The sequence below is a fragment of the Rhodovarius crocodyli genome, from assembly GCF_004005855.1.
In the GTDB taxonomy this organism is placed as follows: Bacteria; Pseudomonadota; Alphaproteobacteria; order Acetobacterales; family Acetobacteraceae; genus Rhodovarius; species Rhodovarius crocodyli.
The window spans coordinates 560,867-572,999 of the sequence record NZ_SACL01000001.1 but is presented as its reverse complement, the minus strand read 5'-3'; the positions used below and the strand labels follow the sequence as shown (position 1 = coordinate 572,999).

General features: G+C 66.9%; 8 protein-coding genes. All 8 read right to left on the bottom strand.

Features of this window, described 5'->3' with window-relative positions; genetic code table 11:
- Nucleotides 1-38: 38 nt before the first annotated feature.
- The 8 genes from lpdA to gltB all read right to left on the bottom strand — a co-directional run bounded on the left by lpdA (nt 39) and on the right by gltB (nt 12,130).
- Complete coding sequence (lpdA, locus tag EOD42_RS02695; RefSeq protein ID WP_127785651.1) at nt 39-1,433, bottom strand: dihydrolipoyl dehydrogenase; 1,395 nt, start codon at nt 1,431-1,433, stop codon at nt 39-41.
- Nucleotides 1,434-1,443: 10 nt separating this feature from the next.
- Nucleotides 1,444-1,908 (bottom strand): GNAT family N-acetyltransferase, encoded by a 465-nt coding sequence (locus EOD42_RS02690; RefSeq protein WP_240654820.1) that lies wholly within the window; start codon nt 1,906-1,908, stop codon nt 1,444-1,446.
- On the bottom strand, nt 1,905-3,194 hold the full coding sequence (locus tag EOD42_RS02685) for a pyruvate dehydrogenase complex dihydrolipoamide acetyltransferase (RefSeq protein WP_127785648.1): 1,290 nt from the start codon (nt 3,192-3,194) through the stop codon (nt 1,905-1,907). The genes EOD42_RS02690 and EOD42_RS02685 overlap by 4 nt, the downstream gene beginning before the upstream one ends.
- A gap of 14 nt (nt 3,195-3,208) precedes the next feature.
- The gene (locus EOD42_RS02680; protein WP_127785646.1) at nt 3,209-4,555 is read right to left on the bottom strand and encodes a pyruvate dehydrogenase complex E1 component subunit beta; all 1,347 of its coding nucleotides are present in this window, start codon (nt 4,553-4,555) and stop codon (nt 3,209-3,211) included.
- A 1-nt stretch (nt 4,556) separates the two neighbouring features.
- Nucleotides 4,557-5,585 carry a pyruvate dehydrogenase (acetyl-transferring) E1 component subunit alpha gene (gene pdhA / locus EOD42_RS02675; RefSeq protein ID WP_127785645.1) on the bottom strand — a complete coding sequence of 343 codons (1,029 nt, stop codon included), beginning with the start codon at nt 5,583-5,585 and terminating at the stop codon, nt 4,557-4,559.
- A gap of 122 nt (nt 5,586-5,707) precedes the next feature.
- Complete coding sequence (locus tag EOD42_RS02670; RefSeq protein ID WP_127785643.1) at nt 5,708-6,046, bottom strand: FtsB family cell division protein; 339 nt, start codon at nt 6,044-6,046, stop codon at nt 5,708-5,710.
- 134 nt (nt 6,047-6,180) lie between these two features.
- The gene (gene eno / locus EOD42_RS02665; protein WP_127785642.1) at nt 6,181-7,458 is read right to left on the bottom strand and encodes a phosphopyruvate hydratase; all 1,278 of its coding nucleotides are present in this window, start codon (nt 7,456-7,458) and stop codon (nt 6,181-6,183) included.
- A gap of 145 nt (nt 7,459-7,603) precedes the next feature.
- Nucleotides 7,604-12,130 (bottom strand): glutamate synthase large subunit, encoded by a 4,527-nt coding sequence (gene gltB / locus EOD42_RS02660; protein WP_127785640.1) that lies wholly within the window; start codon nt 12,128-12,130, stop codon nt 7,604-7,606.
- Between the last annotated feature and the right edge of the window lie 3 nt (nt 12,131-12,133).

The following is a 12,133-nucleotide window of genomic DNA, read 5'->3' as shown; positions in this document are numbered from 1 at the left end:
CCAGCGGGAGGGGGAGTTTCATGCGGGTGGACGAAGTCTCAGATGTGAATCACGCGGCCATAGGCGTCGAGCACGGATTCATGCATCGATTCACTGATGGTCGGGTGCGGGAAGACGGTGTGCATCAGCTCGGCTTCCGTCGATTCCAGGGTGCGGGCGACCACATAGCCCTGGATCATCTCGGTCACTTCGGGGCCGACCATGTGCGCGCCCAGCAATTCGCCGGTCTTGGCGTCGAACACGGTCTTCACCAGCCCCTCGGGCTCACCCATCGCGATGGCCTTGCCGTTGCCGATGAAGGGGAAGCGGCCCACGCGGACCTCATGCCCGGCTTCCTTCGCCTTTGCTTCGGTCAGCCCGACTGAGGCGACCTGCGGGCGGCAGTAGGTGCAGCCGGGGATGTTCAGCGCGTCCATCGCGTGCGGGTGCAGGCCGGCGATGGCCTCCACGCAGATCACGCCCTCGTGGCTGGCCTTATGCGCGAGCCAGGGCGGGCCGGCGATGTCGCCGATGGCATAGACGCCCGGTTCGCCGGTGCGGCCATAGGCGTCGATCTCGATGTGGGTGCGGTCCACCTTCACCTTGGTGCCCTCAAGGCCCAGGTTCTCGACATTGCCGACGATGCCGACCGCCGAGATCAGCTTGTCGGCCTTGATTTCCTGCACCTTGCCGCCGGCTTCGATGATGGCGGTGATGCCGCCACCTTCCTTGCGCACGCCCTGCAGCCGCGCGCCGGTCAGCACCTGCATGCCCTGCTTCTGGAAGCTCTTCTGCACGAAGGCGGAGATCTCGGCGTCCTCGACCGGCAGGATGCGGTCCATCACCTCGACCAGCGTCACCTTCGCACCCATGTTCAGGTAGAAGCTGGCGAACTCGCTGCCGATGGCGCCGCTGCCCATGACGATGATGGATTTCGGCAGCGCATCGGGGACCATCGCCTCACGGTAGGACCAGATGGTCTGCCCATCGGGCTCGAGGCCCGGCAGCACGCGCGCACGCGCGCCGGTGGCCAGAATGATGTGCTTGGCCGCGATCTCGGCCACCGGCTTGCCGTCCTTCGTGACGGAGAGCTTGCCCGGGCCGGCCAGCTTGCCGTGCCCGTCATAGACGGTGACCTTGTTCTTCTTCAGCAGGTGCTTCACGCCGCCGGACAGCTGGCCCGCCACACCGCGGCTGCGCTGCACGACCTTCTTGAAATCAAAGCGCACATTGTCCGCCGCGAAGCCATAGGCATCCAGGCTGTGCAGCAGGTGGTTGATTTCGCTGGCGCGCAGCAGGGCCTTGGTGGGGATGCAGCCCCAGTTCAGGCAGATGCCGCCCAGATGCTCGCGCTCGACCAGCGCGACCTTCATCTTCAACTGGGCCGCGCGGATCGCGGCGACGTAGCCGCCCGGGCCACCGCCCACCACCACGACGTCGAATTGGTCTGCCATGTGCCTCTCCTCAGGCGGCCAACGCGCTGAGCGCGTCGCCGGTCAATCTCTGGTCGGTCCAACCATGCTGGGGCTCTGCGCCGATCTGCCCGTAGAAGTCGATCGACGGGGTATTCCAGTCGAGAACATTCCATTCGAGCGCGCCGTAGCCGCCCTCGACGGTGATGCGCGCCAGGGCCTTCAACAACGCGAGCCCATGGCCCTTGCCGCGATGGTCGGGCTGGACGAACAGGTCTTCCAGCCACAACCCACGCTTGCCGGCGAAAGTCAGCACGGTCGGGTAATACAGGGCGAGGCCCACGGCCTCAGTCCCGTGTTCCACCAGCAGGGCGCTGCACGCCCCGCTGTCCAGCAGGGCAGCGATGTCCGCGACCCCTGCCTGGAACTTGTCCTCGAGCTTCTCATAGACGGCCAGCGCCCGGATCAGGGCGTGGACCGCCCCGGCATCCGACGCGCCGGCCTGCCTGATCGTCACAGCATCAGGCTCAGCGGGTCTTCGACGACGCGCTTGAACTCGGCCATCCATTCCGCCGCCAGCGACCCGTCGATCACGCGGTGATCGACCGAAAGCTGGCAGGTCATGACGGTGGCGATGGCCAGCGCGCCGTTCTTGACCACCGCGCGCTGCTCGCCCGCGCCCACGGCCAGGATGCCGGCCTGGGGCGGGTTGATGATCGCGGCGAAGTCCTTCACGCCGTACATGCCCATGTTCGAGATGCTGAAGCAGCCGCCCTGGAATTCCTCGGGCTTCAGCTTGCCGGACTTGGCGCGCGCGCCGAGGTCCTTCATCTCGTTCGAGATCGCGGCCAGGCCCTTCACGTCGGCGTTCTTGACGATGGGCGTGATCAGCCCGTCGGGGATCGCGACGGCGACCGAGATGTCGATCTCGTCGTAACGGATGATCGCTTCCTCGGTCCAGCTGGCGGCGACACCGGGGATGCGGCGCAGCGTGACGGCGGCGGCCTTGATCACCAGGTCATTGACCGAGAGCTTGTAGGCACCCGCGCCATCCTTGGGCGAACGCGCGTTCAGCTTGGAGCGCAGGTCCAGCAGCGCGTCGAGCTCGATATCCATCGCGACGTAGAAGTGCGGGATGGTGGCCTTCGATTCCGACAGGCGGCGGGCGATGACCTTGCGCATCGTGCTGTTGGGCACGGCGGTGGTCTTCGCACCCGCGGGCAGGGCGACCGGGGCGGGCTTCGGCGCCGGGGCGGCCGCAGCGGTAGCCGCCGGTGCTGCGGCGGCAGGGGCAGCAGCAGCGGCGGGCTTGCCCAGCTGCGCTTCCACGTCGGCCTTCACGATGCGCCCGTTCGGGCCGGAACCCGACACGCCGGCGAGGCTGATGCCCGCCTGCTGGGCCATCCGCTTCGCGAGCGGGGAGGCGACGACGCGATCACCGGAAGCGGCCACTGCTGCTGTGGGGGCCGCCGTGGGGGCCGCCGCCGGTGCTGCGGCGGCGGTGGGGGCAGGGGTGGCTGCGGCGGACTTCGGCGCGGGGGCCGGGCCATCCACGCTTTCGCCTTCCTCGACCAGCACCGCGATCGGGTCATTGACCTTCACGTTCGCGGTGCCGCCGGGCACCAGGATCTTGCCGAGGATGCCTTCATCGACAGCCTCGACTTCCATGGTGGCCTTGTCGGTCTCGATCTCGGCGATCACGTCACCGGATTTGACCTTGTCGCCCTCATTCTTCAGCCAGCGCGCCAGTGTGCCTTCCGTCATGGTCGGCGACAGCGCGGGCATCAGGATATTGGTGGCCATGTGGCTTTTCCCCCTTACCGGTACGTCACACGCTTGGCGGCTTCCACCACGTCGTCAACCTGCGGCAGGGCGAGTTTCTCGAGATTGGCCGCGTAGGGCATCGGAATATCCTTGCCCGCGACACGCGCCGGCGGCGCATCCAGCCAGTCGAAGGCGCTCTCGATCACCTGCATCGCCACTTCGCCGCCAATGCCCGAGAAGGCCCAGCCTTCTTCGACCGTCACCAGGCGGTTGGTCTTCTTCACGCTGGCGACGATGGTGTCGATGTCCAGCGGGCGGATGCTGCGCAGGTTGATCACCTCGGCGGAGATGCCCTGTTCGGCCAGCTTTTCAGCCGCCTGCATCGCCATGCCGACCGAGATGGAGAAGCCCACCAGCGTCACGTCCGTGCCGGCGCGCTCCACCTTGGCCTTGCCGATCGGCAGCACGAAATCCTCGGCTTCGGGGACTTCGAAGCTGTGGCCGTACAGGATCTCGTTCTCGAGGAACACGACCGGGTTCGGGTCACGGATGGCGGCGCGCAGCAGGCCCTTGGCATCGGCGGCGGACCAGGGGGCCACCACCTTCAGGCCGGGGACATGCGCGTACCAGCTGGCGTAGCACTGGCTGTGCTGGGCGGCGACGCGCGCGGCGGCACCGTTCGGGCCGCGGAACACGATAGGGCAACCCAGCTGACCGCCGGACATGTAGAGCGTCTTGGCGGCGGAGTTGATGATGTGGTCGATGGCCTGCATCGAGAAGTTGAAGGTCATGAACTCGACGATGGGCTTCAGCCCTTCGAAGGCCGCGCCCACGGCCATGCCGGTGAAGCCGTGTTCGGTGATCGGCATGTCGAGCACGCGCTTCGGGCCGAACTCATCCAGCAGGCCCTGGCTGATCTTGTAGGCGCCCTGGTACTGGGCGACTTCCTCGCCCATCAGGAACACCTTGTCGTCGGCGCGCATTTCGGCGGCCATCGCGTCGCGCAGGGCTTCGCGCACGGTCTGGGTCTTGGTCGGGCCCCAGTCCTTCTCCTCGGAAGCTACCGAGGCGGCGGCAGGGGGGGATACCACGGCGGGCGCGGCCGGTGCGGCAGCAGGGGCAGCGGCGGCCGGGGCGGGGGCCGCGGCAGCGCCGCCCGAACCACCGTCCAACTCGGCGATCACGCTGTTCACCGACACGTTCTCGGTGCCTTCGGCGACCACGATCTTCGTCAGCGTGCCTTCATCGACCGCCTCGACCTCCATGGTCGCCTTGTCGGTCTCGATCTCAGCGATCACATCGCCGGACTTGACGCTGTCGCCTTCCTTCTTGAGCCAGCGGGCCAGCTTGCCCTCGGTCATCGTCGGCGACAGGGCCGGCATCAGGATTTCCACACCCATATCAGCGGGCCTCCAGCAGCACGTCAGTCCACAGTTCAGAAGGATCGGGTTCGGGCGAGGTCTGCGCGAAATCGGCGCTGTCCTGCACGATGGCCTTCACCTCGTCGTCGATCTTCTTCAGGTCCGCGTCGGTCACGCCGTCGTCCTGCAGGATGCGGCGCAGGTTCTCGATGCAGTCGCGCTGCTCGCGCATCTTCTGCACTTCCTCGCGCGTGCGGTACTTCGCCGGGTCCGACATGGAGTGGCCGCGATAGCGATAGGTCTGCATCTCCAGCAGATACGGGCCGTGCCCGCCGCGGCAGTACTGCACAGCGCGCTGCGCGGCGGCGGCCACCGCCTGCACGTCCATGCCGTCCACCTGCTCACCGGGGATGCCCCAGGGCGCGCCGTTCTTGCTGAGGTCGCGGCTGGCGGAGGCGCGCTCGACGCTGGTGCCCATGCCGTACTTGTTGTTCTCGATGATGAAGATGCAGGGCAGCTTCAGCAGCGCGGCGAGGTTGAGGCTCTCGAAGACCTGGCCCTGGTTGGCCGCGCCGTCGCCGAAATAGGCGGTCGAGACGTGGTCGTTGTCGCGGTACCAGTTGGCGAAGGCCAGGCCGATGCCGACGGAGACCTGGGCGCCGACGATGCCGTGGCCGCCGTAGAAACCCTTCTCGCGGCTGAACATGTGCATGCTGCCGCCCTTGCCCTTGGAGTAGCCGCCCTCACGCCCCGTGAGCTCGGCCATCACGCCGCGGGCTTCCATGCCGCAGGCCAGCATGTGGCCGTGGTCGCGATAGGAGGTGACGACCTGGTCGCCGGGCTTCAGCTGGGACTGCATGCCCACGACAACGGCTTCCTGGCCGATGTACAGGTGGCAGAAGCCGCCGATCAGGCCCATGCCGTACAGCTGGCCCGCCTTCTCCTCGAAGCGTCGGATCAGCAGCATGTCGCGGTAGCAGGAGGTGAGCTGCGACAGGTTCAGGATGGGCGCGTTGTCGCCCTTCCCCCCTTTACGTGCAGCTTTCGTCGAGGGAGCGGCCTTGGCCATGGGGAGCCTCCTTAGTGCTCCACCGATTTACGCGCGCACCAGCATTGCCACAAGGGCGAGCTTCGCTCGAAACCCTTATGGTGCAACGCAAAAAATGTAATTAACCGAATATCAGTTAAGTGTCACTCAGGTCTGAAAAGACGTTGGCCAGGGCCGTAGGGAACAACGATGTCCTGCGGATCTGACAGATTCAGAAGCGCGCGGCTGCGCTCATCCAGCTGGTCGCGATCCAGGGCGTCGCTGCGCAGGCCCGCGACGCGGCGCTGGACGACGGCCAGCTCCGTCTGGGCGGCGGCGAGCAGGCGGCGAGCTTCCTGGATGTCTTCCTGGCGATGTTCACGTGCCAGCGTGCCGCGTTCGCCATGGACGCTGTGCCAAACGAAGTAGCTGCCCAGGACGGAGAAAAACAGGAATGGGACGGCGGCTTTTACCCGCCGTTTCAGCCCGCGCCAGAAACCCATTGCCCCCAATCCCCCGACCGGAAAAAGGCGACAGCCCGGACCCCCATCCAGGCTGCAACCCTCGCTTGTATTATAGAGAAACAGTCCGCGGGACTCGTGGCAAGCCTATTCGCGCCCCGCGAATGTAATTTCGCTCAGCCGCGCAGAATGGAGCGGCCGGCGTAACGAGCGGCGGAGCCCAGCTCGCGCTCGATACGGATCAGGCGATTGTACTTGGCCAGACGGTCGGAACGGCTGAGCGAGCCGGTCTTGATCTGGCCGCAGTTGGTCGCCACCGCCAGGTCGGCGATCGTGTTGTCCTCGCTCTCGCCGGAACGGTGGCTCATCACGGCCGTGTAGCTGGCGCGGTGCGCCATCTCCACCGCGTCCAGCGTCTCGGTCAGGGAGCCGATCTGGTTCACCTTCACCAGGATCGAATTGGCGGTCTTGGTCTGGATGCCCTGGGCCAGGCGCTTGCTGTTGGTCACGAACAGATCGTCACCGACCAGCTGCACCTTGTCGCCGATCTTGTCGGTCAGCAGCTTCCAGCCCGCCCAGTCATCCTCGGACATGCCGTCCTCGATGGAGATGATGGGCCACTTGGCGCACAGAGCGGCCAGGTAATCGACCATGCCGCCGGCATCGAGCGTCTTGCCCTCGCCTTCCAGCTTGTAGAGGCCGTCGTGGTAGAATTCGGTGGAGGCGCAGTCGAGGGCGAACATCACGTCCTCGCCCAGCTTGTGGTCGGTCTTCTCGCAAGCCTTGGCGATGAAGGCCAGCGCTTCGTCCGCCGAGCCGATGTTGGGGGCGAAGCCGCCCTCGTCACCGACATTGGTGTTGTGGCCGGCGTCATGCAGCGCCTTCTTCAGGGCCGCGAAGATCTCGGCGCCGATGCGGATGGCATCGGAGCAGGTCTCCGCGCCGACCGGCATGATCATGAATTCCTGGATGTCGATGGGGTTATCGGCATGTTTGCCGCCGTTGATGATGTTCATCATCGGCACCGGCAGGGTGCGGGCAAAGGCGCCGCCCACATAGCGGTACAGCGGCAGGCCATGGTCCTGCGCGGCGGCCTTGGCCACGGCCAGGCTGACGGCCAGGATCGCGTTCGCGCCCAGGCGGCCCTTGTTCGGCGTGCCGTCCAGCTCGAGCATCGTCTGGTCGATCAGGATCTGCTCCGAGGCTTCGAGCCCGGCCAGCGCCTCGATGATCTCGCCTTCGATGTTGGCGACGGCCTTCAGCACGCCCTTGCCACCGAAGCGCGCCTTGTTGCCATCGCGCAGCTCCACCGCCTCATGCGCGCCGGTCGAGGCGCCGGAGGGGACAATCGCGGTGCCGCTGGCACCCGAGCTGAGCAGCACCTCGGCTTCGACCGTGGGGTTGCCACGGCTGTCGAGGACTTCGTTGGCGATGATGGTCTCGATGGCGGCCATAACGGTCTCCCTGGCTGGCGTAGGGTTCCGATAGGGCGCGGCGCGCATTCCGGCAAGCGGTCAAGGCCGCCGGTTGTAGGGACAAATGAAAACCGCCGGTCTCCGTGAGGAAACCGGCGGTTCAGCGAGGGGCCGAAGGGAGTGTTTACTCCGCCGCCTGGGCCACTTCCGCCATGGGGCGGGGCAGATACTTCGAGAACTCCTTCGGCACGACATGCCAGAAGCGCTCGCGCTCCTCAGCCCAGTCGTTCAGCAGGCGTGCGGCAAAGCGGCTGCCGGTCTGCTGCACGTGGCGTTCGATCAGGCGCTTCAGCTCGGCCTCCCAGTGCGGGGAAGCAAGGCGCCCCCACAGCAGGGTGTCCGGATTGATCCGCTTCTCGAAGGTCTGGGCGGCGTCATAGATGAAGGCCTGACCGCCGGTGAAGCCCGCGCCGAAATTGTCGCCGACCGAGCCCAGGACCACGACCACGCCGCCGGTCATGTATTCGCAGGCATTGGCGCCGGCGCCCTCGACCACGGCCGTGGCGCCGGAGTTGCGGACCGCGAAGCGTTCGCCCGCCTGGCCGGCGGCGAACAGCTCACCGGCCGTCGCGCCATACAGGCAGGTGTTGCCGATGATGGCGTTGTCGTTCCAGACGAGGGTCGAGGACGGCGCGGGCCGCACCACGATCTCACCACCCGACAGGCCCTTGCCCACATAGTCGTTCGCGTCGCCGAACACCTCGAGCTTGAGGCCGCGCACCGCGAAGGCACCGAGCGACTGGCCCGCCGTGCCGCGCAGGCGCACCGTCAGGTGAGCCGGCTGCAGCCCGGCCATGCCGAACTGCCGCGTGATCATGGCGGAGGTCTTGGTGCCGATCGCGCGGTGGGTGTTACGGATGTTGTAGGCCAGCTGCATCTTCTCGCCGCGCTGGAACAGGGGCGCCGCATCGCGGATCATGTCCGCGTCCAGCGTCTCCGGCACCTCGTTGCGGCCTTCGGTCGTGCAGTAGCTGGGGTAGGGGCCGGCATCGACCTTGACCAGCAACGGGTTGAGGTCGAGGTCGTCCAGATCCTCGGCACCGCGGCTGACCTGCTTCAGCAGGTCGGTGCGGCCGATCACGTCGGTCAGGCGGCGGAAGCCGAGCGAGGCGAGGATCTCGCGCACTTCCTCGGCCACGAAGCTGAACAGCGCGATCACCTTCTCGGGCGTGCCCTCGAACTTCTGGCGCAGGGCCTCATCCTGGCTGCACACGCCGACCGGGCAGGTGTTGCTGTGGCACTGGCGGACCATGATGCAGCCCATGGCGACGAGCGAGGCGGTGCCGATGCCGAATTCCTCGGCACCCAGCATCGCCGCGATCACCACGTCGCGGCCGGTCTTCATGCCGCCGTCGGTGCGCAGCTTCACGCGGTGGCGCAGGCGGTTCAGCTGCAGCACCTGGTGGGTTTCGGACAGGCCCATTTCCCACGGCAGGCCGGCATACTTGATGCTGGTGATCGGGCTGGCGCCCGTGCCGCCGGAATGGCCCGACACCATGATGGCGTCGGCCTTCGCCTTCGCCACGCCGGCCGCGATGGTGCCGATGCCGCTGCGCGACACCAGCTTCACGCACACCGTCGCGTCGGGGTTGATCTGCTTCAGATCGTAGATCAGCTGGGCCAGATCCTCGATCGAGTAGATGTCATGGTGCGGCGGCGGGGAGATCAGCGTCACGCCGGGGGTGGAGTGGCGCAGCTTCGCGATCAGCTCGGTCACCTTGAAGCCGGGCAGCTGCCCGCCTTCGCCGGGCTTGGCGCCCTGGGCGACCTTGATCTCGATCTCACGGCAGTTGTTCAGGTATTCGGCCGTGACGCCGAAGCGCCCGGACGCGATCTGCTTGATCGCGCTGTTGGCGTTGTCGCCATTGGCGCGCGGGCGGGCGCGCGCGGGGTCTTCGCCGCCCTCGCCGCTGTCGCTGCGCGCGCCGATGCGGTTCATCGCGATGGACAGCGTCTCATGCGCTTCGGGGCTGAGCGCGCCGAGCGAGATGCCGGGCGCGAGCAGGCGCTTGCGGATCTCGGTGATGCTCTCGACTTCCTCGATCGCGATGGGCTTCAGCCCGACGGTGCGGAAATCCAGCAGGTCGCGGATGGCGACCAGCTGCTGCCGGCGCACGCCTTCCGAATACCGCTTGAACATCTGGTAGCTATCATTGGCCACCGCTTCCTGCAGCATGTGGATCAGCGGGCCGTCGAAGGCGTGCGTCTCACCGCGGCGACGCAGCTTGTGCTGGCCGCCGACCGGCAGGGCGATCACGTCCGCGTCCCAGGCCTTGGCGTGCAGGGCCAGCACGCGGCGCGCGATGCCCGACAGGCCGATGCCCGAGATACGGCTGGGCACGCCGGGGAAGAACTCGTTCACCAGGGCGCGGGACAGGCCGATCGCCTCGAAGTTCATGCCGCCGCGGTAGGAGGAGATGACGGAAATGCCCATCTTGGACATCACCTTCAGCAGCCCCTTATCCACCGCCTTCTTGTAGCGGTTCACCGCCTCTTCCAGGCTGATGCCGCCGAACAGGCCGCGGCCGTGGCGGTCCGCGATGCTTTCCTGCGCGAGGTAGGCGTTGATCGAGGTGGCACCCGCGCCGATCAGCACGGCGAAGCAATGCACATCCAGGCATTCCGCCACGCGCACGTTCAGGCTGGTGAAGGTGCGCAGGCTGGTCTTGACCAGATGCGTGTGCACCCCACCCACCGCCAGGATCATCGGGATCGCCGCGCGCTCCGCGCCCTGGTTCTCGTCGGTCAGGATGACGTGGACGGCACCGGCGCGCACGCCTTCCTCCGCCTCGCGGCGGATGCGGTCGATGCCCGCGCGCAGCCCGGCCTCACCCTCGGCGACAGGGAAGGTGCAATCCACCTCCACAGCGCTCGCGCCCATGTACTGGCGCATGGTCAGGAACTGCGACGTGGTCAGCACCGGGCTTTCCAGCATCAGCATGTCGCACTGCTCGGGGTTCTCATCGAGAATGTTGCCGAGGTTGCCGAGCCGCGTGCGCAGCGTCATCACCCGCGTTTCGCGCAGGCTGTCGATGGGCGGGTTCGTGACCTGGCTGAACATCTGCCGGAAATAGTGGTGCAGCCCGCGATACTGGGAGGACAGCACCGCGATGGGCGCGTCGTCGCCCATGCTGCCCAGCGCCTCGGCCGCGTCCTCGACCATCGGGTGCAGGATGTGCTCCAGCTCCTCCATGGTCGTGCCGACGGCCAGCTGGCGGCGGCGCAGCTCGGCCACCGGCAGCGGGCGGGGTTCGTGCTGGTCCTTCTTCACCAGCTCGTCGATCTCGGTCGTGCGCTCGACCCAGCTGCCGAAGGGGCGGCGGGTGGACAGCTCGTCCTTCAGCTCACCGTCCAGCAGCATGCGGCCGGTGTCGAGGTCCACGCCGATGCACTGGCCGGGGCCGACGCGGCCCTTGGAGGTGATGCGGTCCTCAGGGACCTTCACCATCCCGGTTTCGGAACCCACGATCAGCATCGCGTTGTCGGTGACGGTGAAGCGCATCGGGCGCAGCCCGTTGCGGTCCATACCGCCCACCACCCAGCGTCCGTCGGTGGCGCACAGCGCGGCCGGGCCGTCCCAGGGTTCCATCACCGCGTTGCAGTACAGGAACAGGTCGTGGTGCAGCGGCGCCATGGTGGCGTTGTTGCCGAGCGATTCCGGCATCAGCAGCGCCTTGGCCATGGGGGCATCGCGCCCGCCGCGGATCAGCAGCTCGAAGGTGTTGTCCAGGCACGCGGTGTCGCTGTTGCCGGCCTGGATGATCGGCTTGATGTCATCCATGAACGGGTCGAGCAGCGGGTGCGCCAGGCGCGTCTCATGCGCCTTCATCCAGTTCACGTTGCCATGCAGCGTGTTGATCTCACCGTTATGGGCGATCATCCGGAAGGGCTGGGCCAGGCGCCAGGTCGGGAAGGTGTTGGTCGAGTAGCGCTGGTGATAGATCGCAAAGCGGCTGACGAAGCGTTCGTCCTGCAGATCCGGGTAGAAGGTCGACAGGTCTTCCGCCAGGAACATGCCCTTGTAGACGATCGACCGGCAGGACAGCGAGCACAGGTACAGCTCGGGGATCTGCGCGGCGATGGCCTGCTTTTCGATGCGGCGGCGGATGACGAACAGGTCGCGCTCATAAATGTCGTCTTCGACGGCATTGGGCGCGTAGATCAGGATCTGCTCGATCTCGGGGCGGGTGGCGTTCGCCTTCTCACCGATGACGGACACGTCGATCGGCACCTGGCGCCAGCCATAGATGGCGTAGCCCGCGTGCAGAATCTCGGTCTCGACGATCTGGCGGCAGCGTTCCTGCGCGCCGAAATCGGTCTTGGGCAGGAACACCATGCCCACGCCGATGCGACCCGGCTTCACCGTGTCGCCGCCGTTGCGCACGACTTCCATGAAGAAGTCCTGCGCGATCTCGACATGGATGCCCGCGCCGTCGCCGGTCTTGCCGTCGGCGTCCACGGCGCCGCGGTGCCAGACGGCCTTCAGCGCGTCGATGCCGGCCTGCACCACGTCGCGGCGCGGCTTGCCGTCCAGCGCGGCCACCAAGCCGACGCCGCAGGCGTCATGTTCCATCGTGTCCACACCGGCGGCGTCCAGCACCGCGCGGTTGGCGAGGTAGGCTTCGGCGAATTGCTTGCCCTGCTCGATCATGTC